Source organism: Actinoplanes sp. CA-142083 (assembly GCF_050942195.1).
Lineage (GTDB): Bacteria > Actinomycetota > Actinomycetes > Mycobacteriales > Micromonosporaceae > Actinoplanes.
Genome location: NZ_CP192076.1, coordinates 2764811 through 2789013 on the forward strand (window position 1 = coordinate 2764811; position 24203 = coordinate 2789013).

General features: G+C 70.8%; 16 protein-coding genes. 10 read left to right on the plus strand and 6 right to left on the minus strand.

Translation table 11 applies throughout. The features are described from left to right. Nucleotides 1-18: 18 nt before the first annotated feature. A complete protein-coding gene (locus ACQPZX_RS13025) occupies nt 19-1353 on the plus strand; it encodes an FAD-dependent oxidoreductase (protein WP_433379179.1) in 1335 nt (444 codons plus the stop codon). Here ACQPZX_RS13025 and ACQPZX_RS13030 read toward each other — a convergent pair. Continuing rightward, nucleotides 1332-4877: a family 78 glycoside hydrolase catalytic domain gene (locus ACQPZX_RS13030; RefSeq protein WP_433379182.1), complete on the minus strand. Its 3546-nt coding sequence runs from the start codon at nt 4875-4877 to the stop codon at nt 1332-1334. The two genes, ACQPZX_RS13025 and ACQPZX_RS13030, sit on opposite strands and share 22 nt — an antisense overlap. Before the next feature lie 301 nt (nt 4878-5178). Between ACQPZX_RS13030 and ACQPZX_RS13035 the strand changes: the two genes are divergently transcribed. After that, the gene (locus tag ACQPZX_RS13035) at nt 5179-7623 is read left to right on the plus strand and encodes an immune inhibitor A domain-containing protein (protein WP_433379185.1); all 2445 of its coding nucleotides are present in this window, start codon (nt 5179-5181) and stop codon (nt 7621-7623) included. 41 nt (nt 7624-7664) lie between these two features. On the opposite strand, the gene ACQPZX_RS13040 is transcribed toward ACQPZX_RS13035, so the two are convergent. Then, nucleotides 7665-8588, minus strand: coding sequence for a chitinase (locus ACQPZX_RS13040; RefSeq protein WP_433379188.1), 924 nt, complete (start codon nt 8586-8588; stop codon nt 7665-7667). A gap of 505 nt (nt 8589-9093) precedes the next feature. Here ACQPZX_RS13040 and ACQPZX_RS13045 point away from each other — a divergent pair. Then, on the plus strand, nt 9094-10686 hold the full coding sequence (locus ACQPZX_RS13045) for a transposase (RefSeq protein WP_433366032.1): 1593 nt from the start codon (nt 9094-9096) through the stop codon (nt 10684-10686). A gap of 492 nt (nt 10687-11178) precedes the next feature. Here the strand turns inward: ACQPZX_RS13045 and ACQPZX_RS13050 are convergent, their stop codons facing one another. Together ACQPZX_RS13050 and ACQPZX_RS13055 are read right to left on the minus strand one after the other, a co-directional pair. Beyond that, complete coding sequence (locus ACQPZX_RS13050; RefSeq protein ID WP_433379191.1) at nt 11179-12108, minus strand: alpha/beta hydrolase fold domain-containing protein; 930 nt, start codon at nt 12106-12108, stop codon at nt 11179-11181. Continuing rightward, a complete protein-coding gene (locus ACQPZX_RS13055) occupies nt 12105-13919 on the minus strand; it encodes a hypothetical protein (protein WP_433379194.1) in 1815 nt (604 codons plus the stop codon). The genes ACQPZX_RS13050 and ACQPZX_RS13055 overlap by 4 nt, the downstream gene beginning before the upstream one ends. A gap of 159 nt (nt 13920-14078) precedes the next feature. On the opposite strand from ACQPZX_RS13055, the gene ACQPZX_RS13060 reads away from it, so the two are divergent. The 5 genes from ACQPZX_RS13060 to ACQPZX_RS13080 are packed head-to-tail and all read left to right on the plus strand — an operon-like array spanning nt 14079 to nt 19603. Further along, nucleotides 14079-15077 carry a LacI family DNA-binding transcriptional regulator gene (locus tag ACQPZX_RS13060; protein ID WP_433379197.1) on the plus strand — a complete coding sequence of 333 codons (999 nt, stop codon included), beginning with the start codon at nt 14079-14081 and terminating at the stop codon, nt 15075-15077. Continuing rightward, entirely contained in the window at nt 15070-16668 is a 1599-nt protein-coding gene (locus tag ACQPZX_RS13065; RefSeq protein WP_433379200.1) for an FAD-dependent oxidoreductase, read from the plus strand. The genes ACQPZX_RS13060 and ACQPZX_RS13065 overlap by 8 nt, the downstream gene beginning before the upstream one ends. Before the next feature lie 13 nt (nt 16669-16681). Next, on the plus strand, nt 16682-17914 hold the full coding sequence (locus ACQPZX_RS13070; RefSeq protein ID WP_433379203.1) for an ABC transporter substrate-binding protein: 1233 nt from the start codon (nt 16682-16684) through the stop codon (nt 17912-17914). Beyond that, nucleotides 17911-18789, plus strand: coding sequence for a carbohydrate ABC transporter permease (locus ACQPZX_RS13075; protein WP_433379206.1), 879 nt, complete (start codon nt 17911-17913; stop codon nt 18787-18789). The genes ACQPZX_RS13070 and ACQPZX_RS13075 overlap by 4 nt, the downstream gene beginning before the upstream one ends. After that, nucleotides 18779-19603, plus strand: coding sequence for a carbohydrate ABC transporter permease (locus ACQPZX_RS13080; RefSeq protein WP_433379209.1), 825 nt, complete (start codon nt 18779-18781; stop codon nt 19601-19603). The genes ACQPZX_RS13075 and ACQPZX_RS13080 overlap by 11 nt, the downstream gene beginning before the upstream one ends. Here ACQPZX_RS13080 and ACQPZX_RS13085 read toward each other — a convergent pair. After that, nucleotides 19593-20885, minus strand: a complete 1293-nt coding sequence (locus ACQPZX_RS13085) for a cytochrome P450 (protein WP_433379212.1) — start codon at nt 20883-20885, stop codon at nt 19593-19595. The two genes, ACQPZX_RS13080 and ACQPZX_RS13085, sit on opposite strands and share 11 nt — an antisense overlap. A gap of 514 nt (nt 20886-21399) precedes the next feature. After that, nucleotides 21400-22707 (minus strand): cytochrome P450, encoded by a 1308-nt coding sequence (locus ACQPZX_RS13090; protein ID WP_433379215.1) that lies wholly within the window; start codon nt 22705-22707, stop codon nt 21400-21402. Nucleotides 22708-22802: 95 nt separating this feature from the next. Between ACQPZX_RS13090 and ACQPZX_RS13095 the strand changes: the two genes are divergently transcribed. Further along, entirely contained in the window at nt 22803-23393 is a 591-nt protein-coding gene (locus tag ACQPZX_RS13095; protein ID WP_433379218.1) for a TetR/AcrR family transcriptional regulator, read from the plus strand. A gap of 23 nt (nt 23394-23416) precedes the next feature. Further along, entirely contained in the window at nt 23417-24196 is a 780-nt protein-coding gene (locus ACQPZX_RS13100) for an SDR family NAD(P)-dependent oxidoreductase (protein WP_433379221.1), read from the plus strand. Nucleotides 24197-24203: the final 7 nt, after the last annotated feature.

Genomic DNA, 24203 nt, shown 5'->3' on the forward strand with positions numbered 1-24203 from the left:
CGCTGTCAGCCTCGGGCGATGGTTGCCAACATCGGGGGAAACGCGCTGGTGCTCGGCGGAAGCATCGCGGGCCTGCTGGCCGCGCGGGTGCTGTCCGACCGCTACGCCACCGTCACCATCGTCGAGAGAGATCACCTGCCCACCGCGGCCGAGCAGCGGCGGGGCGTGCCGCACGGGCAGCACGTCCACGGCATGCTGCCGGGCGGCCTGGCGGTCATCGAGCGCCTGATGCCGGGCTTCACCGCCGAGGTGACCGCCGGGGGCGGGCTGACCGGTGACATCCTGGCCAACGTCCGGTGGTACCTCAACGGGAAGCCGCTGCGCCGCACGACCACCGGCCTGATCGCCCTGTCGGCCAGCCGGCCGCTGCTCGAGGGGACGATCCGGGACCGGGTGCGGGCACTGCCCAACATCAAGATCCTCGACGGGTACGACGTCACGGGGTTGATCACCTCGGACGAGGGGGACCGGATCACCGGCGCCACCGTGGCCGGCCGGGATGACGGCGCATCGCGCGCCGTGCCGGCCGACCTGGTCGTCGACGCCACCGGCCGCGGCTCGCGGACGCCGCGATGGCTGGCCGAGCTCGGCTACGAACAGCCCTCGGCCGACCGGGTCGCCATCGGCCTCGCGTACACGTCCTGCCTGGTCGCGGTGCCGGACGAGATCTTCGGCGATGACCTGATCATCGTCACCCCGCGCTTCCCGGGCCAGCGGCGCAGCTCGGTGATGCAGCGCCTGGAGGGCGGCCGGGTCCTCATCACGCTCGCCGGGGTGCTGGGCGAGCGGCCGCCGGTCACCCACGACGAGCTCCCGGGGTACGCCGAGACGCTGGCCACGCCGGACACCTACGACGTCCTGCGCGCGGCGAAGCCTCTCGGCGAGCCGGTGACGTACCGGTTCCCGGCGTACATCCGGCACCGCTATGACCAGCTGGGCCGGTTCCCGGCCGGGTTGCTCGTCGCCGGCGACGCGACCTGCGCCTTCAACCCGGTGTACGGCCAGGGCATGTCGGTCGCCGCGATGAACGCCGCCGCCCTCGGCGACGAGCTGAGCCACGGCGGCGAGCCCGACCCGTACCGGTATTTCCAGTCCGTCGCCCAGGTCCTCGAGACGCCGTGGCGCCTGGCCGTCGGCGCCGACCTGGCGCTTCCCGGCGTGACCGGCCCGGCCCTTTCCGAGTCGCCGCTCACCCCCGACTACCTGCGCCGGCTGCAGCTGGCCGGGACGGAGGACGCCGATCTGGCCGCGGTCCTGCTGCGGGTGACCGGCCTGGTCGACCCGCCGCGGACCCTCCTCCGCCCCGACATCGTCGAGCGCGTCGAGCGTCGTCAGGTGGCGACGAAGGTGTAGCTGCCGGAGGGCAACGCCCAGCTGCCCGCACCCTGCGGCACCGCCTCGGCCGGTGCCGAGACCGAGCCCGCAAGCCGTACGGTCGCGGTCGTGTTGGGCGGGACGACGACCCGCAGCGTCAGCGTGGCGCCGCTCCGGCTCCACGACGAGCTTGCCGGGCCGTACGCGGTCTGGAGAGACGCCGACGCGGACGTGAGCGAACCGCCGGCCTTGGGTTCGATGAGCAGCCGTTGATAGCCCGGCGTCGCCGGGCCGAGGCCACCCACCCCGCGGTAGAGCCAGTCGCCGACCGAGCCGAGCCCGTAGTGGTTGAACGAGTTCATGCCGGGATCCTGGAGCGTGCCGTCGGTGCGGATGCCGTCCCACCGCTCCCAGATCGTGGTGGCGCCCCGGGAGCTCATGTAGCCCCAGCCCGGATAGCCCGGCTGCTGGAGGATCCGGTACGCGGTGTCGGCGTGCCCGTGATCGGCCAGCACCGGCAACAGGTTCTCCACGCCCATGAAGCCGACCGACAGGTGGCCGCCGCGAGCGTCCACTTTGGCCGCCAGCTTGTCGGCGACCGCCTGCTGCCGCGCGGACGGCACCAGACCGAAGGCGAGCGCGAGCACGTACCCGGTCTGGCTGTTGTTGCCCACGGTGCCGTCGGCCGCGACGAAGCGGCCGGTGAACGCCGCCGCGATCTGGTCGGCCAGCGTGCCGTAGGACGCGGCCTCGGCGGTCCGCCCGGTGGCCGCCGCCATCCGCGCGACGAGCCGGGCCGACCAGCCGAAGAACGCGGTGCTGGAGACGTCGTTGGGGGTGCCGTCGTCAACGTTCAGCCAGTCGCCGTACGTGGCCTGGTTGCGGATCAGGTCGGCGCCGGCCGTCGAGCGCAGGTAGTCCACGTACCGCGCCATGGCCGCGAAATGCCGGTCGGCCACGGCGAGGTCGCCGAAGCGCTGCCAGATCGTGTACGGCACGATCACGCCCGCGTCGGCCCAGCCCGCCTTGCCCGCGCCGTCGATGACCGCCGGCGCCACGTCGGTGAACGCGCCGTCCGAGCGCTGCGCGTCCACCAGGTCGTCGGCGAACTTGGCGAGCAGCCCGTGGGTGTCGAAGTTGAACGTCGACGTCGCCCCGAACGCCGCGATGTCCCCGGTCCAGCCGAGCCGCTCGTCGCGCTGCGGGCAGTCGGTCGGGATCGAGAGCATGTTCGAGCGCGCGCCCCACACGATGTTCGACTGCAGTTGATTGACCAGCGGGTCGCTGGTCTGGAACGTTCCGGTCGCCGATCCGGCGGTCCAGGCCGCCAGCCCGGTGAGGCTGTCGGCGGTGGGCGTGCCGGGGAACCCGGTGATCTCGACGTAGCGGTAGCCGTGCACCGTGAAGTGCGGCTCGAAGACCTCCGGCGCGCCGGTCCCGGCCAGCGTGAAGGTGTCGGTGGCCTGGGCGGCGCGCAGGTTCGCGGTGTAGAGCGTGCCGTCCGCGTCGAGGATCTCGCCGTGCCGCAGCGTGACCTTCGTGCCGGCCGGCCCGGTCACCCGCAGCCGGTTCCAGCCCGCGAAGTTCTGCCCCAGGTCGGCGATGAACACGCCCGGCTTGGGCTGGGTGATCGAGCGCGGCCGGAACTCCTGCTGCACGGTGACGCCCGGATCGACCTGCGCGACCAGATGCGGCAACCCGGCCGTCCGGACCGTCACCGGCGCCCCGGCGGTGCCGCCGATCCGGGCGTCCTGGTCCTCGCCGTGGTAAAGGTCGTCGGCGACGATCGTGCTCGGCGCGGCGGTCCAGCTGCCGTCGGTGCGCACCTCGGCGCGCGTGCCGTCGGCGTACTCGATGGCCAGTTTCGCCGAATACCACGGAGATGTGCCGTAGCGCTGACTGCCGGCGAAGCCGATGTTGCCGGAGTACCAGCCGTTGCCGAGCAGCGCGCCGAGGGTGTTGCCACCGGTGCGCAGGCGCGCGGTCACGTCGTATTCGCGGTACTGCAAGCGCTTGGTGTAGTCGGTCCAGCCGGGCGCCAGGCGTTCCTCGCTCACCTTCGAGCCGTTGAGGTAGGTCTCGTGCAGGCCCAGCGCGGTGGCGAACAACCGCGCCCGGGCGACCGGCTTTCCGACATCAAAGGCTTTGCTCACGTACGGCGTGGGATTCGTGACCGAGACCTGGTTGCCCCACGGGCCGGCCCCGAGCGCGGCGGTGGCCTTCGCGGCCGGCCACGAGGAGTCGTTGAAACCGGGCTGCTCCCACCCGGACGGGCCGGTGGTCGAGGCCTTCCACGTGCCGTCGGTGACGACGGTGGCGAGCTTGGCGATCACACTCGCCGGGCTGTCGGTGGTGTTGGTGGCCGCGATGGCGAGGGTGTTGCTGCCGGCGCGGGTCGGGACGGTGACCGTGGTGGCGCGCTTCCACGAGTCGGTCACCCGGCGGGAGGCGCTGACCTTCGCGCCGTTGAGCCACACGTCGGCGGTGTCGTCGCCGGTCACCACCAGCGTCGCCGTCCCGGCCGCGGCCAGGTCGAACGTGCGCCGGAAGTAGCGGGTCGCGGCGGGGGCGGTGGTCGCCGGGTCGCCCTCGGGATACCAGATCCACGACGCGCCGGTGAGGTTCGCCGTGGCAGGTGCGCCGACGAAGGCGGCCTGCCACTCGGTGGCCGGGTCGAACAGGCCGGTGTCGAAGGTGGCCGGCGCGCTCCACGCGCTGGGCCGCCCCTGGGAGTCCCAGACCCGGACCCGCCAGTGGTAGGTGCGGTTGCTCGCCGGCGTCGGGCCCTTGTAGGCGACGTCCACGCTCTGGTTCGAGGCGACCTGGCCGCTGTCCCACACGTCGGCCGCGCCGGGCGAGGTGCCGACGGTGACCTGGTAGCGGCCCTGCACCTGGGCGGTGGCGGTGGCGGAGAGCCGCCAGCCGAAGCGCGGTTGCCGCGCGTCGACACCGGCCGCGTTCGTGCGGCGCTCGGTGGTCAGCCCGGCCGCGGTGACCGGCGAGGCGGCGGCCGGGTCGGGCGCGGCGACGTTGCTCGCCCACGGCCCGGTCCCGTACGCGCCGAGGTCGCGGGCGGCCACCCAGGTCTCGGGCACGCCGTTCGCCGCCTGCCACGCCCCGTCGGTGACCAGGTCGGCCGTGCCGGCCGCGGAGACGACCCGCAGGTGGCCGAGCAGCCCGGCCGGCCCGGCGCTGGTGTTGCGGACGGCGACCCGCAGCGTGTTGCTGCCGGGCCGCAGCGCCGCGGCCAGGTCGACGTAGCGGGCCTGGCGCCAGGAGTCGGTGACCCGGTCGGAGCCGGCCAGGTAGGTGTCGTTGAGCCAGACGTCGGCCGTGTCGTCGCCGGTGACGACCAGCTGGGCGTCGGAGTACGGGCCGGCCGGCGCGGTGAAGACGCGGCGGAGATAGCGGGTGGCGGCCGGCGGCTGGTCCTCGGGGTACCAGATCCAGTGCGCGGCGTCGAGGCCGACGGGCGCGGCGGCCGAGGCGGGCGCGGGGGTGGCGATGACGGTGAGGGCGGCGGCGATCGTCGCGAGCACGGCGACCAGGCGTTTTACGGCCATCCTGATTCTCCTCGTGGGGAGCGAGGTATTGACACGTTTCAATGCCAATGATGAATACAGGCTAGGGTCGCGCTCGTGATCGTTTCAACCAGGGGCACGCAGGACTGCCCTTTCAGACCGTCTCGGCCGAAACACCCGTAGTCACGGTCGACGCGAATTTTGATTCGATGCGGATCGAAGTCTTCCTCTCACTCCGCATCGATGCCTACGTTCCGGGACGGGCCATAACCGGTCCACTTTGCATCCGGGCCGCCCCCGCGTCACCCGCGGGGCCGGCGTGATCACCCCGGAGGTTCAATCGATGCGAAAAGTCGTAGCGGGATTGCTGGGCCTGAGCCTGGCGTCCGGAATGGGCGTATCGCTCAGCCCGGCCGCCGTGGCCGCCCCGCCGTCGGACAGTTCGGCCGCGGTCCCCTCGGTGAAGAATGGCGCGGAGGCGGGCAGCGACGAGCTGGTCGGCGCGCTCGAACAGAAGCGGCGGACATTGCGGGAAAAGGCCGTCAGCGATGTCCTTTCCGGTCGCGCGAAACCGGAGAGCCGCAACGGCAGCACCGTTGTCAAAGTCGGTCAGAGCGCCGGCGGCGGCGCCTTCGGCCGCGAGTCGCGCCACCGCCACGGCGGGCGCGACAACCGCGACCAGTACGTCGAGCTCGCCCGGGAACGGACCGACCGGATCTTCGTGATCCTCGCCGAGTTCGGCAACGAGCGTGACCCGCGCTTCCCCGATCAGGACACCGATCCGGCCACGGCCGGCCCGCAGCGCTTCGACGGGCCGGTGCACAACCAGATCCCCGCGCCCGACCGGGCGGTCGACAACACCACCGTCTGGCAGGCCGACTACAGCCGCAGCCACTACCAGAACCTCTACTTCGGCAAGGGCCGGAACGTCGAGTCGGTCAAGACCTACTACGAGACGCAGTCGTCGGGGCGGTACAGCGTCGACGGCACCGTCACCGACTGGGTCAAGGTCAAGTACAACGAGGCCCGGTACGGCCGTTCCGGCGACGACCCCACCGACGAGAACGGCGACGACCCCAACGTCTGCAACAGCAACGTCTGCAACACGACGTACGACCTGGTACGCGACGCCGCCAACCAGTGGGTCGCCGACCAGCTCGCGATGGGTCGCACGAAGGCGCAGGTCGTGGCCGAGCTGAAGACCTTCGACCAGTGGGACCGGTACGACTTCGACGGCGACGGCAACTTCAACGAGCCGGACGGCTACCTCGACCACTTCCAGATCGTGCACGCCGGCGGTGACGAGGCCGACGGCGACCCGTACCAGGGCGAGGACGCCATCTGGAGCCACCGGGCGTTCGCGTACGGCGACGACGAGGGCGACCGCGGCCCGGCCGGCAACCTGCTCGGCGGCACCGAGATCGCCGACACCGGCCTGTGGATCGGCGACTACACGATCCAGCCCGAGAACGGCGGCCTGAGCGTGTTCGTCCACGAGTACGGCCACGACCTCGGCCTGCCGGACGACTACAACGTGCTCGCCGGCGGCACCGGCAACAACGAGTACTGGACGCTGATGGCGCAGAGCCGCCTCAACGCCAAGGGCGAGCCGCTGGGCACCCGGCCCGGCGACCTCGGCGCGTGGAACAAGCTGCAGCTCGGCTGGCTCGACTACGAGACGGTGGTGGCCAAGCAGAAGCGCACCCTGACCCTCGGCCCACAGGAGTACAACAGCAACAAGGCTCAAGCGGCCGTGGTGGTGCTGCCCAAGAAGACGGTCACCACCGAGTTCGGCGCGCCGTTCGCCGGGGCCAAGCAGTACTTCTCGGGCAACGCCGACGACCTGCGCAACTCGATGACCCGCCAGTTCGATCTCACCGGCGCGAGCGCGCCGGCGCTGAGCTTCAAGGCGCGGTACAACATCGAGGAGGGCTTCGACTACCTGTACGTGCGGGCGTCGCTCGACGGTCAGAAGTGGACAGCCCTCGACGGCACCGTCAACGGTCAGCCGTTCATCCGGGACGGGGCGAACCCGCCGCGGCCGGCCATCGGCGGCTCCACCGACAACCAGTGGGTGGACGTGTCGGTGCCGCTCAGCGCGTACGCCGGCAAGAATGTGTATCTGCAGTTCTACTACCGCACCGACGGCGGTTTCTCGGCCGGCGGCTTCTTCTCCGACAACATTCAGGTCACCGACGGCGGCACGGTGCTGTTCAGCGACGACGCCGAGGGCGCCTCGTCGTGGACGCTGAAGGGATTCAGCACCGTCGGCACCAGCGCGACCGGTCAATACGACAACTACTACATCGCCGGTTATCGGACGTATGTCTCGTACGACCAGTACCTCAAGACCGGCCCGTACAACTTCGGTTTCCTCAACACGAAGCCGGATTGGGTGGAGCACTACTCGTACCAGCAGGGCCTGCTGATTTCCTATTGGGACCGGTCCCAGGTCGACAACGACACCAACTGGCATCCGGGCGTGGGCCGGAACCTGTACATCGACGCCCACCCGCGTCCGTTCTACCGGATGGACGGCCTGCCGTTCAGCGCCCGCATCCAGGTCTACGACGCGCCGTTCTCGCTCCGCAAGGCCGATTCGTTCACGCTGCACATCAACGGCCAGCCCTCATACGTACGAGGTCAGGCCGCGCAGCCGCTGTTCGACGACACCCAGAAGTACTTCTACGACGAACTGCCGAACCAGGGAGTCAAGCTCCCCGCGGTCGGCGTGAAGATCCGCGTGCTCGAGGAGAAGGGCACCTCCGCCAAGATCCGCATCTCCTGAGCTGAGGGTGGCCCGGGAGCCGATGCTCCCGGGCCACCGCGTCACTTCATGATGTGCGTGAATTCGTAGGGCCGCTGCGCCACGCCGGAGCAGTCGTCGGATCCCGCGACGCCCGGGCAGCCGCCGTTGTCGCGGCCCAGCGCCCAGAACGACAGCTCGCCGATGCGGTGCTCGTGCGCCCATCGCGTGACGGCGCGGGCGTCGGCGAGCGTGAAGACCTCCAGCGGCCCGGTCTCGCCGCCGGAGCCGTAGTCGTCGATCCCGATCATCTCGGTGATGCCGACCATCCCCCACAGCTGCGCCGCCGAGCGGTGCGGGTAGAGCTCTCGCAGGGTGCCGACCAGGCCGTACGCGGCGGTCTTGGTGTCGGCCGCCATGTCGTGCGCCTGGTCGTCGTAGTAGTCGAAGGTCATGATGTTGACGATGTCGACCCGGACGCCGTAGCGGATGGCGCTGGCCAGCACGTTTATCGCGTTGGGCTCGAGCCCGGACGGCGCGGTCGGCAGCGTGTAGACGATCTGCAGCGGCCGGTGCTGCCGCTCCGCCCACCGCTGCACCAGCCGGATGGCCTGGTTGCGCCGGTCGACGGCGGCGGTGTTGTCCAGCGAGGCATCCTCGATGTCCATGTCGAGCCGCGTGACGCCATAGGTGGTGATCACCTTCTGGTACGCGGCGGCGATCCGGCCCACGTCGGTGCAGCTGTCCGCGATCTCGGTGGCGGTGCTGTCGGCGCTGTAGCCGCCGAACGACGGCACCACATCCCCGCCTGAGGCGCGGATCCGCCCGATCTCCGGCCCGTAGACGGACCGGTCCACGGGCGTGGCCGGATCGCCGTTCCACAGCACGTCACACGACCCGGTCGCCGCCGTCTGCAGGAACGCCATGGTGAGGTAGCGAGCCCCCGACGCCTTGCTGACCTCGGCGGGGTTGGCGTCGGTATAGGTCTGGAAGTACGGCGCAAACACATGCGCAGGCAACGTCCGCTGACTCCCACCGGCATATGCAGCACCCGGAATCGCCCCAGCCGCGAGCACCGCGACGGCGACAGCAGCCCCGCAATAGTTAAGTAGTTTCACAATCAGACCGTAAGATCGACCGCCACCCATGTCAACGGCCTTCAATGGCCAGCTTCACAGAGCGCGGCGCCCGCGGCCCTCCCGTGGTGCGGCGGGCGACTGCCCCGGCGGTGGGGTTGGGCGCGGCGGTGGGATTGGGCGCGCTCTGCGGCGGCCGCTTCCGGGTGGCGGGATCGTGTCCCACCTTCCGGCCGACCGTCCCGGAGGGCTGGATCCGCGGCCCGCATCGCGGGATGGGCTGAGGCGCCCCGCCAGAAATATCCGTATTTATCTGTCGGCTGAACCGGCAGCGCGGCCAAGGGTGATGAGTTCCCGCACCCAGGAGCCTGTTGCTTTTTGGCTTCGGGTGGTGGCGGGTCTGGCCTGATTGATCCATGCCTGTCACCATTTACTGGTGGCGAAACGGTATCGGCCGGTGGATCGTGATCAGGTGTTTCTGTTGCCGCCGTCGATGATGGATTGGCTGCCCGCGGATCATCTGGTGTGGTTCGTCATCGACGCGGTCGGCGAGTTGGACACGGCCGCGTTCCACGCCCGGGCCCGGCTCGGCGGGGTCGGCCGGCGTGGCTATGACCCGGAGATGCTGCTCACTCTGCTGGTGTATGCGATGGCGCACGGGGTGCGTTCGTCGCGGCAGATCGAGCGGTTGTGTCACACCGATGTCGCGTTCCGGGTCATCTGCGCGTCCGATGTGCCGGACCACACGGTCCTCGCCCGGTTCCGGCAAGACCACGAGACGGCGCTGGCTGACCTGCTGACCGCGACGCTGCTACTGGCCGCCCGCCTGGGCATGGTCCGGCTCGGGGTGGTCGCGTTCGACGGCACGAAGATCGCCGGGAACGCGGCCCGTGACGCCAACCGCAGCGAGCAGGGCTTGCGGCGCCTGGCCGAGCAGTATCTGGCCGACACCGCGGCGACCGACGCGGCCGAGGACACCGAGTTCGGCGGGGACGAGCGGGGTGATGAGCTGCCGCCGAGGCTGCGGGACCGGTCCGGGCGGGCTGCCCGGATCCGGCAGGCCCTGGCCGAGGCCGAGAAAGCGGGCGCGGCCGAGCGGGCCCGCCGGGACGCCGCCGAGCAGGCCGGCGCCGACTACGAACGCAACCTCGCCGACCCGGACCTGAGCGTGTTCGGGCCGCCGCCGAAGACCGCGGACCCGGTCGCCGCGGCCCGGGCCCGCTGGCAGCGTGAACGCGCCCGGATCCAGCGCCGCGCCGACGCCTGGCACGAACGGGCCGCACGGACCCGCGCCGCCGGGAACCAGCCCCACGGACGCCCGCCACTGCCCGCCGACCAGCACTGCCGGGTCAAAACCGCGAAAGCCGCCTACGACGCAGCAGCCGTCGACGCCGGGACCGGCGCCGCTGAGGACCCCACCACAACCGACACGCCAGGGCCACGGGTGAACCTGACCGACCCCGACTCCCGGCTACTGAAAACCCGTAACGGCTGGCTGCAGGGCTACAACTGCCAAACCGCCGTCAGCGAAGACCAGTTCTTCCTGCACGCCCAAGCCACCCAGGACGCCAACGACGTCCAGCAATTCGAACCCACCCGCACCGCCATCACCGACCTCGCCGCGCACCTGACCGCACACACCGGCCGCACCGACCTGACCATCGGCGTCATGATCGGCGACGCCGGCTACGACAGCATCAACAACCTCACCTGCCACGGCCCCGACCGGCTCATCGCCGGCACCACCAGCCGCCAACTCGGCGACCACGCCACCACCAACCCGGCCACCGGCCAGCCACCCGAACACGCCACCATCCGGCAAGCCATGAACCACCGGCTACGCACCACCGCAGGCCGCAACCTCTACAAACGCCGATCCCCACTCGTCGAAGCACCCAACAGCTGGCTCAAAGACCGCCGCGGACTCCGCCAATTCCTGCGCCGCGGCCTCACCGCCACCAACAGCGAACTCCGCTTCGCCGCCGCCGTCACCAACCTCCTACGCATCCACACCCTCACCACCGAATAACCCCAAACCCCCGGGGGCCTCCAGCCACCACCCAGGCCCAGCCCCGGGCCCGGACGTCCCGCACCGACAGCCAGCCAGCGAAAAAGCAACAGGCTCCCAGCAGACCGCAACTCCTCAAGATCTAACGGGCTGGCCGCCACCAGCCTTCCGGGCCCGGCGCAGCCGGCATAACGGGAGCCCACCGAGCCCACGACCCGGCCGAGACCGGCCGCACCCACCGCAACCACGCACGCCGCGCGCCATGGCGAACCCGGGCCGCCCACCGAGCCGAAGCCGGACGGCGGGCGCGAGGCTGCACCCAGCGAAAGATTCTGAGGGCAACCGGCGCGGTGCGTCGCTTGGCCCACCACCCAGGCCGGCCCGCGGAACTGGATCTCCTGCCCTGACCACAGCGCGGCAGCCAGACCACGAAGCCAGAGGTGAGCCGTCCAGCTCAGCCATGCACCCAGCGGTGAGCAAGCCAGAACCTGGCCGTCACCCCGCCCCGAACCGTCACCCCGGTAGCGAGTTGACGCGGCGCAGCCAGGAAAGGCGGGAGCGGCGGGCCAAGACAGAAAGGGCGGCGTCCGGGACCATCCCGTCGAAGCCGTGGAACCCGCCCGGCCACACGTGCAACTCGGCCTGGCCGCCGCAGGCCCAGATCCGAGAAGCGTATGCGACATCCTCATCGCGGAAGGTCTCGGCCGAGCCAACGTCCACATAGGCCGGTGCCAGGCCGCTCAAGTCCGAAGCCCGCGCCGGCGCGGCGTAGGGCGACACGTCCGGCCCGCCGCGTGCGTCGCCCAGCAAAGCGGTCCAGCCGAACTCGTTGAACTCGCGATCCCACACGCCGAGCCCGGCCATCTGCCGGGCCGACACCGAGTCGTTGCGATCGTCCAGCATGGGACAGATCAGCATCTGCCCGGCGAGGGAAGGCCCTCCGCGGTCCCGGGCCAGCAACGCGACCGCAGCAGCCAGACCTCCGCCCGCGCTGACCCCGCCCACGACGATGCGGGATTCGTCGATCTCAGAAGCCTCCGCTGCCCGCAGCAGCCCCCGGTAGCAGTCCTCGACCGGGATCGGATGCGGGTGCTCGGGCGCCAGCCGGTAGTCGACCGACACCGCCACCATGCCGAGCTCGAGCGCCCAATCCAGCACCAGCGGCATGTCGGTGCGCGGGTTGCCGGCGACCATGCCGCCGCCGTGGATGAAGTAGAGCGCCGGCGCCGGCTCGGTGAGGCCGGCCGGGATGCAGTACAGCAGGTCGCCGTCCTCCCGCAGGCGGAACGCGCCGTCCCGGGCGAGAGCCTCCAGCGTGGGCGGCTCCCGTCCGGGCACCGGCCGCCGCATGTCGGCGAGGTTCGGGTGGGCGGGCCGCACGGCCCGGATGGCGGCCAGCGCGGCGCCGAGCTCGGCGTCGAAGGGCGGTGGCGAAAGCGTCATGCCGTAATGGTGACGTCGATGTCGCCGCTGTGCGCAATGCGCAGCACGTGGACGCGCCGGGTCGCGTCGGCCAGATACGTCCGCGTGGAGGTGGAGATCGTGGCCCGGCGCGCCGAACCCCAGCGGATCGCGATGGTCGCCCCGGCCCGCCGCAGCACCAGACCGTCGGCGGTGGCGGTGACAGTGGTGTTGTAGGGGACCGGCGTGCCGTCGGTGAAGGCGACCGTGTCGGAGGGCCGCAGCACGAGAGGGATCTGCTCGGTCGCGGCGGTCGTGGCACGTACGGTCCTTCGGACCGAGCTGTCGGTGAAGGTGAGCGTCGTGGTCACCCTCGCGTCGGGCGTACGGTAGTCGACTCGGTCTTTCCCGTACGTGGCCACGAGGTTCCCGGCGGCGTCGGGGTTCGCGCCGGTGGGAACCGTGGCCCAGCACCCGGTCGTGGTCTGCTGGGCGTGGATGACCGTGCCGGCGGCCGGATGCCAGAGGAACCCGGTGCCGCCCTTGACCGTGGTCGAGGCGCGATCGCCGAAGAACGCCCCGAAGTAGAAGCCCGGCTTCCGGACGAACAGGAAGTCCTGATTGGTCGCGTCGTCGCGGCGCAGCTCCCAGAAGCGCCGCGAACGCAGGTACGGCAGCCCCGCGATGGCGGCCTTCTTGACCGGCGAGGGCGGCAGCAACTCCGGGTACATGGCGTGGGTGATGATGCGCGGCGAGGTGTCCTGCTTGGCGAGCGCCGGCACCGGCCCGGGGAGCGCGGCCCACCGCGCGCGGGCGGCCGCCTTGCCTTCCCGCGAGGTGTAGAACGCGGCGAGCGCGGGCGCGACCGGGAGGAACGACGAGCCGAGCGTCTGCCGGTCGGTGTCGCCGATGACGTCGTCGTAGTCGGAGGCGGCGGTGCGGGCGGAGACCGCGTAGTAGGTGAGCCAGCCGCTGCCGTCGGGCTCGCGCAGCATCACGTGGCCGAACCAGTCGGCGAACCGCCGGGCCATCGAGGCCGCGACCGGGCTCGCGGTGAGCCGGAAGTATTCGGCCAGCTCCGGGAGCATGACCTCGAAGTTGTAGTTGACGTCCATGCCGGTCGGCTCGTAGAAGAAGCCGGCCGGGCTCTGGCCGTGCCGCGACAGGTAGAGCACCCGCTCGGTCAGGCGCGCCCGCAGCGCCGGGTCGGAGAACTGGGTCAACGCGAAGGCCGAGCCCGCGAGCCCGGCGGTGACCTGGTTGGCGTAGTGCACCGGGGGCGTCCAGATCGCGTTGTCCGGATTCAGGAGCCAGCTCATCGCCGTACGCAATGCGCTCGTGATCTGGCTCTGTCGTTGCCGTAACGCGCCCGCCTGGCGCAAGTTTCGCAGGGTTTTCGCGAGGTAGCCGATGCCGAAGCCGGTCGGCGCCAGACCGTGTTCGTCCACGTTGTACTCGGGGAACGAGCCGTCGGGGTGCTGCAGGGAGAGGTAGTGGCCGATGGTGGCGTCCAGCGCGGCCAGCAGCGCCGTGTCGCGGAAGTACGGGTTCCAGCGACGGGAGTTGGCGTAGAACCAGCTCAACGTGAAGACGTGCTCCTGGACGCGTGCGTTGGTCGGCACGCTCGGCGTGCGCCACCAGCCGCCGCCGAAGAAGCCGCTGTCGTCGACGTCGCCGACCATCGGCGCGAGCGTGGCCAGATAGGGCGCGTAGCGCTGCTCGGCCGGGAGGAAGAGCCGGCGATCGGGGGAGACGGGTGGCAGCGCTGGTGCCGCGAAGGCGGGGGCGGAGATCAGGAGGGGAGAGGCGGCGGCGCCGGCCGCGGCGGCGAAGAGAGTTCGACGAGCAACCATGCGTCGAAGTTTCGGCAGGGTTACATCGGCGGTCAAGATGATAATACGAATTAGTTCGGTGCTAATACCTATTAGTCCTTGACTTCGGCTTCCGCGCCACCACACCATGTGAGCCACACCCGGCTAATGCGTATCAACGCAGCACAACGAGGGGGTCCGGTGGCGCGACGCGTGACCCAGCAGGACATCGCCCGGATGACCGGCGTCAGCCAGGCCACGGTGTCGCTGGTGCTCAACGGGCGGGACGACGGCGACGTCCGGATCGCCCCCGAGACCCGCGACCGGGTGCTCGAGGCCATCCGCCGTACGGGATATGTGGCCGACCCGATCGCCCGGCGCCTCGCCGCCCGGCACAACCGCATCCTCGGCGTCTTCACCTACGAGTCGGTGTTCCCCGCCGGCACCGGCGACTTCTACCACCCGTTCCTGGTCGGCATCGAGGAGTGCGCCGAGCGGATCGGCTGCGACCTGCTGCTGTTCACCAGCGCGCCGGTGGTCGACGGCCGCCGCCGCATCTTCCACCAGGACAACCGGCTGCGCCTGGCCGACGGCTGCATCCTGCTCGGCCAGTGGCTCGACCCGGACGAGCTGGCCCGCCTGGTCGACGAGGGCCCGGCCTTCGTCAGCGTCGGCCGGCGCGACGACGCCGGCGGCCCGGTGCCCTATGTGGGCGCCGACTATCCGGGCGCGACCGCCGCCCAGGTGCGCGCGGCGGTGGAGCTCGGGCACCGGCGGCTGGTCTACGTGGGGGAGGGGACGACCGGCCCGGAGTCGCACGCCGACCGCATGCGCGGCTTCCTTTCCGCCGCCCCGGAGGGCCGGCATCTGCCCGCCCCCGACCTTGACGCGATCGTCGCCGACGAGAGGACCTGTGTTTTCGTGGAGGAGTTCGCCGACGGCGTGGCCCTGGCCCGGCAGGCGGCCGAGCGCGGGCTGCGCGTCCCGGAGGACCTGTCGATCGTGACGCTGGGCGATCCGACCCGGCCGGCCGCGACCGACATCGACTTCACCGGCTTCCGCATCCCGCGCAAGCAGATGGGCTGGCAGGCCGTCGAGGTGCTGTCCGGGCTGCTGGAGGGCGGCTCGGGCGGGGCGGCGCAACGGATCCTGCCGTGCGAGCCGGTCGCCGGGACGACGCTGGCGGTGGCCCGTGCGTGAGCTCCATGCGGACGTCGTCGTGATCGGCGGCGGCCTCGGCGGGGTGGCGGCCGCGCTGGCGGCGCTGCGGGCCGGGCGGTCGGTGCTGCTGACCGAGGAGTACGCCTGGCTGGGCGGGCAGTTGACCAGCCAGGCCGTCCCGCCGGACGAGCACAGTTGGGTCGAGCAGTTCGGCGTGACCGCCAGCTATCGGGCGCTGCGCGCCGGCATTAGAAATTACTATAAATCCCATTTCCCACTGACAGATCGGGCACGGGCCGAGCGCTGGCTGAATCCCGGAGCGGGGCATGTCAGCCGCCTGTGCCACGAGCCCCGCGTCGCGGTGGCAGTGATCGAGGAAATGCTGGCGCCCTACCGCGCGTCGGGCCGGCTCACGGTCCTCCAGCCGGCGACACCAGTGGCTGCGAGCACCGACGGCGACCGGGTGACCTCGGTGACGGTCTCCCTGCGGACCGGAGAAAGAGTCCTGACCGGAAAGTACATCTTGGACGCGACCGAGACCGGCGAGCTGCTCCCGCTGACCGGCACCGAGTACGTGACCGGCTTCGAGTCGAGCGCCGACACCGGCGAGCCGAGCGCCCCCGAAGTCGCCGATCCGATGAACATGCAGGCGTTCTCGGTCTGCTTCGCGGTCGACCACGTGGACGGCGACCACACGATCGACCGCCCGGCGTCGTACGAGTTCTGGCGTGACTATCAACCCCCGTTCTGGGGAGCGAAGCTGCTCTCCTGGCAGACGCCGAACCCGCGCACGCTCGAGCTGTCGACGCGCAGCTTCACCCCCAACCCCGACGACGACCCGTGGCTGGTGCAGGCCGACCAGCGGCGCAACCCCGGCGACGGCAACCTGTGGACGTTCCGCCGCATCGCGGCCCGCCGCAACTTCGCCGACGGCTTCTACGCCAGCGACATCTGCCTGGTCAACTGGCCGATGATCGACTACTTCGAGGCGCCGATCGTCGACGTGCCCGACGCCGCTGTCCACATCGCGAAGGCCCGGGAGCTCTCCCGCTCGGTCCTCTACTGGCTGCAGACCGAGGCGCCCCGCGCGGACGGCGGCACCGGCTTCCCCGGGCTGCGCCTGCGCGGCGACGTCACCGGCGGCGCGGACGGCCTGGCCATGGCCCCCTACATCCGGGAGGGCCGCCGCATCCGCGCCGAGTACACGATCGTCGAGCAGGACCTCTCCCTCGAAGTGCGCGGCGACAAGGGCGCCGTCTCGCACGCCGACTCGATCGGCGTCGGGATGTACCGCATCGACCTGCACCCGTCGACCGGCGGCGACAACTACATCGACGTGGGCTCCTGCCCTTTTGAGATCCCGCTCGGCGCGCTGCTGCCGCAGCGCGTCGAGAACCTCCTGCCGGCCGGCAAGAACATCGGCACCACCCACATCACCAACGGATCACACCGGCTGCACCCGGTCGAGTGGAACACCGGAGAGGTGGCGGGCTCGCTCGCCGCCTTCTGCCTGGACCGCGGCTGCGATCCCCGCGCGGTCCGCAACACCCCGGCCCTGCTGGCCGATTTCCAGGAACGCCTTGTCTCCGACGGCGTCGAGCTGCGCTGGCCCGACGTCAGCGGTTACTGAAGGGACGCGTCAGATGAAGAAGACCGCGGCCATCGCCGCCATAGCCCTGCTCGGAACCATGGCCGCGTGCGGCGGCGGCGACACGGGCGCCGACGGCCCGGTCACGTTGCGGATGACCACCTGGTCGGCGAACGAGGCGCACGTCAAGCTGTTCAACGAGATCGCGGCCGAGTACAAGACGACCCACCCGGACGTGACCGTGCAGTTCGACGCGTTGCCGGTCGACACGTACACGACGACTTTGACCACCCAGATAGCCGGCGGCAACGCGCCCGACCTCGCCTGGATCCTGGAGGGCTCGGCGCCGGACTTCGTCTCGTCCGGTGCGCTCGCGCCGCTCGACGATTCGATCGAGAACCCGTCCGAGCTCGCCGCGAGCGCGACCGCGCTGTGGAAGCAGGACGGCAAGCTCATCGCGTACCCGTTCTCGACCTCGCCGTTCGGGGTTTTCGTCAACACCGACATGCTCGCCAAGGCCGGGCAGCAGCTCCCCACCGGCGCGGACTGGACGTGGGACAACGCGATCGCGGTGGCCGGCGCCACCGCCGCCAAGACCGGCAAGCAGGGCCTGGTGCCGCGCGACTTCGACTACAAGGACTGGACCAACCTCGCGCCCATCTTCGACGGCTGGGGCGCCCAGGCGTGGTCGGACGACGGCAAGACCTGCGGCTTCGACCAGCAGCCGATGACCGACGCGATGACCTTCATCCACCAGGCGATCTTCACGAAGAAGGCCATTCCCGGGCCGGGCGTGGCGGCCGACTTCTTCGCCGGCGAGTCGGCGATGACCATCACCCAGATCTCCCGGGCCTCGCTGCTCAAGGACGCCAAGTTCAAGTGGGACCTGGTGCCGCTGCCGGCCGGGCCGAAGGGCAAGTACTCGGTCATCGGCCAGGGCGGCGTGGGCGTGCTCAAGCAGGGCAAGCACGCCGACGCGGCCAAGGAGTTCCTCAAGTTCTTCACCAGCGACGCCAACTCGGCCAAGCTCGCCCAGTTCTTCCCGCCGCCGCGCACCCCGCAGCTCAATGCGGAGACCCTGGCCAAGACGAACCCGCTGCTCAAGCCGGAACAGCTGCAGACCGTGGTGATCGACGGCATCGCGAACGGCGTGGTCAAGCCCAGCCACGCCAACAACGCCCAGATCAGCCAGGCGGTGCGGGCCGCGCTCGATCCGATGTGGAAGGCGGACGCCGACGTGCCGGCGGTGCTCAAGGGCGTGTGCTCCGCGATCCAGCCGCTCCTATGAACTTGAAAAGGCGCGACCAGCTCACCGCGTACCTCTTCATCGCCCCGCAGCTGGCCGGCACCGTCGCCTTCGTGCTCGTTCCGCTCGTGCTGGTCTTCTGGTACAGCCTGCACGAGTGGAACGTGCTCGCGAACACGTTCACCTTCAGCGGCGCCGACAACTACCGGAAGCTGCTGGACGACCCGAACGTCCCGCACGTGCTGCGGGCCACGGCGCTCTTCTCGGCCGGGCTGGTGGTGCTCAACCTGTCGCTGGCGCTGCTGCTGGCCGTGCTGCTCAACCAGAAGCTGCGCGGCACCACGTTCTTCCGGGTGCTGTTCTTCTCGCCGGTGGTGGTGTCGCTGGTCGCCTGGACGATCGTGTGGCGGTTCATGCTCCAGGACAACGGCGGCATCAACGGCTTCCTCGACCTGGTGGGCATCGACGGCCCGAACTGGCTGCGCTCCGGCGGCACCGCGATGGCGGCGGTGATCGTGGTGCAGGTCCTCAAGAACGTCGGGCTCAACATGGTGCTGTTCCTGGCCGCGCTGCAGGGCGTGCCGGTTTCGCTCCAGGAGGCGGCCCGAGCCGACGGGGCCGGGCCATGGACGGTGTTCCGCCGCATCACGCTGCCGATGATCAGCCCGACCATCCTGCTCACCTCGGTCATCACCGTGGTCGGGTCGTTGCAGGTCTTCGCGCAGATCGCCGTGCTCACCGAGGGCGGCCCCGGCACGTCCACCACGGTGCTCGTCTACTACCTGTACCAGCAGGCGTTCCAGTTCCACGCCTTCGGCTACGGCGCCACCCTGTCGGTCCTGCTCTTCCTGATCGTGCTGGTGCTCACCGTCGTCCAGTGGCAGCTCCGCAAGAGGTGGGTCTTCCATGAGTCGTAGGACCAGGCTTTTCACGTACGGGATCCTGCTTGTCCTCTGCGTGCCGTTCGTCTTCCCGACGTGGTGGATGGTGACCAGCTCGCTGAAGCCGAACGCCGACATCTTCGGCCGCGCGCTCTGGCCCTCGCGCGTCTCGTTCGAGGCCTGGCACGACGTGTTCACGATGCAGCCGTTCGCCCGGCAGTACTTCAACAGCGCCTACATCGCCATCGTGGTCACCCTGGGCACGCTCGTGGTCTCGTCGATGGCCGGGTACGCGTTCGCCCGCATCCGCTTCCGCGGGCAGAACGTGCTCTTCCTGGTGGTGCTGACCGGCCTGCTCATCCCCAGCGAGGTGACGATCGTCCCGCTGTTCCGCATCTTCAACTCGCTCGGCCTGATCGACACGCACTGGCCGCTGATCCTGGTGCCGGTGCTGGGCGCGCCCAGCGTCCTGGCCACCTTCATCATGCGGCAGTTCTTCGTCACGCTGCCGGTCGAGTTGGAGGAGGCCGCCCGCATGGACGGCCTCGGCCGGCCCGCCATCTTCCGCCGCATCGCGCTGCCGCTCGCCCGCCCCGCCCTCGGCGCGGTCGCCATCTTCACGTTCCTGACCAGCTGGAATCTCTACCTCGAGCCGATCGTCTACCTGTCCAGCAAGTCGATGTTCACGCTGCCCCAAGCCCTGACCCAGTTCACCGACCCGTACCAGGGCCAGCTGTGGAACGTCCAGCTCTCCGCGGCGTCGATGACCGCCATCCCGGTCCTGATCGTCTTCGTCATCGCCCAGCGCCAGTTCATCGAGGGCCTCGCCCATACCGGCCTCAAGGGGTGAGCGGCTCCAGGGTCACCGGGAGGGCGTCGAGGCCGAAGACGATCGACGCCCGGCGCATCGGCAGGTCGGCCGGGTCGACGGCCGGGCGCATCGCCGGGAAGCGCCGCACCAGGGCCGGGTAGGCGGTGCGCAGCTCCATGCGGGCCAGTTCGGCGCCGACGCACCGGTGCAGGCCGTGCCCGAAGGCCAGGTGCGACCGGCCGGTGGGCCGGCCGACGTCGATCCGGTCCATCCCCGGGCCGAGCACGCCGTCCCGGTCGGCGCCGCTCAGCGAGCACATGATGATGTCGCCCGCCTTGATCGGCACGCCGGCCACCTCGAGGTCGTGGACGGCGAACCGGGGAAACGCGACCTGCACCACCGTCAGGTAGCGCAGCAGCTCCTCGACCAGCGCGTCGGCCGGCTCGCCGGACCGCAGCGGCTCGGCCAGCTCGGGCTGGGTCATCAGCACCAGGGCGCCGAGCGCGAGCATGCTGGCGCTGGTCTCCAGCCCGCCGGTGAGCACGCCGTCGGCCAGGGCGGCCAGCTCCTGGTCGCCGAGCTCGTCGCCGTGGTCGCGGATCAGCGCCCCGATCAGCCCGTCGCCCGGGTTCCGGCGCTGGTCGGCGACCAGGCCGCGCAGGTACGCCTTGGACTCGTTGATCGCGTCGAGCGGCGCGTAGGCGCCGCCCCCGAGGTCGAAGCGGGCCGCGCTGAACTCCTGGACCAGCGCCCGGTCGGCGTATGGGACGCCGAGCAGCTCGCAGATGGTCAGCGCGGGCACCGGCAGCGCGAACTCCTGCAGCAGGTCGACCGGGCCGTCGATCCGGGCCATCGCGTCGAGCCGGTCGCTGACGATCGTCTCGATCCGCGGCTGCAGCCGGGCCAGCCGGCGCATGGTGAACTCCGGCGTGACCAGGCGGCGCAGCCGGGTGTGCATCGGCGGGTCGGTCATGCCGAGACCGCCGGGCTCCGCGGCCGCCGTGAGCCCGATCTGGGCGGCGAACCGGCCGAAGTCGTTGCTGAAGCCGTCCGTGCTGCCGAGGACCGCCCGCACCGGCTCGTACCCGGTGGCCAGCCAGACGCGGATGCCCAGCGGAATCGGCAGCCGGCTGACCGGCGACTGCTCGCGCAGCTTGCCCACCTCGGGCACCGGGTCGAGGCCGTCGCGGAACAGCGGGAAGAGCGAGCTGTCCGGCAGCATCGACAGCGAGCCGTCGAACGAGACCGGGCCGGTCTTCCCGCCGAATCGGCGGGCGACCCACCCGAGCAGGCGCAGCCGGACCGAAGAGTACGTCTGCAAGTCGCCCTCCAGACCGCCGTGGTTCGTCCCCGTGAGATACCGCGCCTCTGATGGTGACCCCAAGATCCGGTTGCCGCAGTGAGGCCCATCACGGGAAGGTTTCGAAACCCTCGACGATTTCGGCAAGGACGTGCGCGGCTTTCCCGAGCCGGCCGGGGTCACCCTTTACACCAACCTGGTCGGCTCACCCATGAGCGGCATGTTCCAGCCTACGAACTACGGGTCCGGCGAGAACGACTTCCCGGCCACCGTCAATCAGTACGGCGGCGGGCTCACGGTCGGCCTGTATCTGTCCGACCCGGCGCAGACCCCGCCTACGACCCGGCGCAGTACAAGCAGGCGTACCGCTACATCGCCCGCCGCATCCGCCAGCTCGGCGCCCGCCTCCGCCAGTCCCTCGCGCTACCCGGCCGCGGAAGCGCGACGGCGTGGGCGGAGGCGACCGTACCGCGGAACGCCACGGTGACCGTGCGCCTGGACAGCGGCGATGTCGTCTGGATCGACTACCTGAGAACTAGGTAGCCGAACGGCGGCGGACCACGATGCGGCCACCGCCGGCCGGCGCCACGGCGATGCCTCGGCTGTGCGGTCGCTCCGGCCGGTCGGTGGTCGGCTCGATCACGAAGTCCCGCAGGATGGTGCGCAGCACGACCCGCATCTCGAGCGAGGCGAAGGCGGCCCCGATGCACCGACGCACCCCACCGCCGAACGGGATCCAGCCGTACGTCTCGGCATGCGGCCCGGCGAACCGGTCCGGGTCGAAGCGCCCGGGGTCGGGGAACAGCGTCTCGTTCTCGTGCAGCAGCGTGATGCAGGCGGTGGCGACGGTGCCGCGGGGGAGGGTCCACCGGCCGATCCGCAGGCTGTCGGCGCGGACCTGCCTCGCCGTGATCTCGACGACCGGCCGGACCCGCTGCACCTCCATGACCGTCGCGTCGAGCAGCTCGTTGCCGCCGGAGGCCAGCCGCTCCAGCACCGCGGGGTGGCGCCGCAGCCGCTCGAACGCCCAGGCCAGCGTCGTCGCCGTGGTCTCGTGCCCGGCGGTGAGCAGGGTCAGCAGCTGGTCGGCGATCTGGCCGCGGCTCATCGGCGAGCCGTCGTCGTAGCGGGCCTGCACGAGCAGGGCGAGCACGTCCTCCCGCTCGTCGAGGCGCGGATCGGCGGCGGCCCGGTCGATCAGCGTGCCGACGATCTCGTCGTAGCGCCGCCGGTAGCGGTCGAAGCGCGGGCCCGGCCCGTATCCGCCGAGGTCGCGGCGCACGATCGGCAGCACCGCCAGGATCGAGCCGAGCTTGACCGCCTTGGGCAGCAGCCGGCGCAGCTCGTCGAGCTCGGCCCCCTCGGCGCCGAAGACGGCCCGCAGGACGACGTTGAGCGTGATGCGCATGGTCGACGGCATGACCGGGAAGGACCGGCCTTCCGGCCATGACTTCGTCTCGCGCGCCGTCTCGCTTTCGATGATTTCCTCGTACGCCCGCAGGCGGCGCCCGTGGAACGGCGGGGTGAGCAGTTTGCGCTGCCGGCGGTGCTCGTCGCCGGTGATGGCGAAGAACGATCCCTTTCCCAGCACCGAGCCGAGGTTCTGATCGGGGGTGTCGGCCAGCTCGGGGCTGGTCTGGAAGAGCTCGCGCACCTCGGCCGGGTCGGCCAGCATGACCATGCGCCCGAGGTTGAGCGAGTCGACGGTGAAGGCCGACCCGTACCGGCGGCTCAGCCGGCGCATGGTGGCGCGCCGCGAGACCGCGAAGCTCAGGGCCTGCACCACCCGGGGAGAGTGCGGACCGTCCGGCAGGACCGCGTGGGTCGCGGTTGTCGCTGTCATCGCCCACCTCCGCTTGGTACGTTCGCGTACCGCCCCACGGTACGTTCGCGTACCAGCCGCGCACAAGACCGTCGTCAGGTATTAGCGTGTGCAACGTGACGACCACTGACGTGGACACCTCGCATCGCCGGCGGCTGATGGAGGGTCTGGCGGCGTGCATCCGCACCCGGGGGTACGCGGAGACGACGGTGGCCGACATCGTCCGGGAGGCGCGCACTTCCCGGCGTACGTTCTACGCGCAGTTCGCCGACCGCCAGGAGTGCCTGGTCGCCCTGCTGCACGAGAGCAACCAGCGCACGATCGCCCGGATCGTCGCCGCGGTCGACCCGGTCGCCGCCTGGGAGGTGCAGGCGCGCCAGGCGATCGAGGGCTGGATCGCGGCGGTCCAGGCCGATCCGCCGATCACCCTCAGCTGGATCCGCGACGTGCCCGCGCTCGGCCAGGGCCGCGCCCGGCACTTCCAGCGCTCGACGATGCGCTCCTACGTCGAGCTGATCCAGGACCTCACCGACACCCCGCACCTGCGCGCCGCCGGGGTGCGGCCGCCGTCCGAGCAGCTCGCCACCATCCTGCTGGGCGGCCTCCGCGAGCTGATCGCCACCGCCGTCGAGGACGGCCACGATGTCGCCACGATCGTCGCTCCCGCCGTGGAGGCGACCCAACTGATGCTGGGCCCGCGCACCTGATTCCCGACCCGAGGGAGCTCACCATGGCCGACTACCCCCGCGGCTTGTCCGCGTTCTCGCTCGAAGGCAAGAAGGCCCTGGTCACCGGCGGCAATCGGGGCCTCGGGTACGCGTTCGCCCGGGCCCTGGCCGACAGCGGCGCCACCGTGGCGTTCGTCGGGCGCAGCGCCGAGGCCAACGAGATCGCGGTGGGCCGTCTCAAGGACGAGGGCATCGACGCGTACGGGATCAGCGCCGACCTGACGGCGGAAGAGCAGGCCGATCGGGCGGTCGACCAGGCCGCCGAGGCGCTGGGCGGCCTGGACATCGTGGTCAACAACGCCGGCGTCTGCTTCCACAACCCGGCCTGGGACGCCACCGACGACGAGTGGCAGCAGGTCTTCGATCTCAACGTCCGCGCGGTCTGGAAGGTCAGCCTCGCGGCCGGCCGTCACCTGCGCGCCACCGGCGGCGGCGCGATCGTCAACATCGGCTCCATCTCCGGCCTGATCGTGAACCGCCCGCAGGCCCAGGCGCCCTATAACGCCTCCAAGGCCGCCGTCCACCAGCTGACCAAGTCGCTGGCCGCCGAGTGGGCGCCGCACGGCATCCGCGTCAACGCGGTGGCCCCCGGCTATGTGAAGACCGAGATGGCCCCGGTGGACCGCCCCGAGTTCCAGCGCATGTGGATCGAGGACGCCCCGCAGCGGCGCTACGCGTCGCCCGAGGAGATCGCGCCGACCGTCGTCTATCTGTGCTCGCCGGCGGCGGCCTTCGTCACCGGTTCCGTCGTGGTGATCGACGGCGGGTACACCGTCTTCTGACGCGAGG

Excerpts from the sequence above, each read along its gene's own strand:
- ACQPZX_RS13080 (WP_433379209.1), top strand. The coding sequence starts at position 18,779 with ATGAGTCGTAGGACCAGGCTTTTCACGTACGGGATCCTGCTTGTCCTC.
- ACQPZX_RS13075 (WP_433379206.1), top strand. The coding sequence starts at position 17,911 with ATGAACTTGAAAAGGCGCGACCAGCTCACCGCGTACCTCTTCATCGCC.
- ACQPZX_RS13050 (WP_433379191.1), bottom strand. The coding sequence starts at position 12,108 with ATGACGCTTTCGCCACCGCCCTTCGACGCCGAGCTCGGCGCCGCGCTG.
- ACQPZX_RS13035 (WP_433379185.1), top strand. The coding sequence starts at position 5,179 with ATGCGAAAAGTCGTAGCGGGATTGCTGGGCCTGAGCCTGGCGTCCGGA.
- ACQPZX_RS13090 (WP_433379215.1), bottom strand. The coding sequence starts at position 22,707 with ATGACAGCGACAACCGCGACCCACGCGGTCCTGCCGGACGGTCCGCAC.
- ACQPZX_RS13070 (WP_433379203.1), top strand. The coding sequence starts at position 16,682 with ATGAAGAAGACCGCGGCCATCGCCGCCATAGCCCTGCTCGGAACCATG.
- ACQPZX_RS13025 (WP_433379179.1), top strand. The coding sequence starts at position 19 with ATGGTTGCCAACATCGGGGGAAACGCGCTGGTGCTCGGCGGAAGCATC.
- ACQPZX_RS13100 (WP_433379221.1), top strand. The coding sequence starts at position 23,417 with ATGGCCGACTACCCCCGCGGCTTGTCCGCGTTCTCGCTCGAAGGCAAG.
- ACQPZX_RS13030 (WP_433379182.1), bottom strand. The coding sequence starts at position 4,877 with ATGGCCGTAAAACGCCTGGTCGCCGTGCTCGCGACGATCGCCGCCGCC.
- ACQPZX_RS13055 (WP_433379194.1), bottom strand. The coding sequence starts at position 13,919 with ATGGTTGCTCGTCGAACTCTCTTCGCCGCCGCGGCCGGCGCCGCCGCC.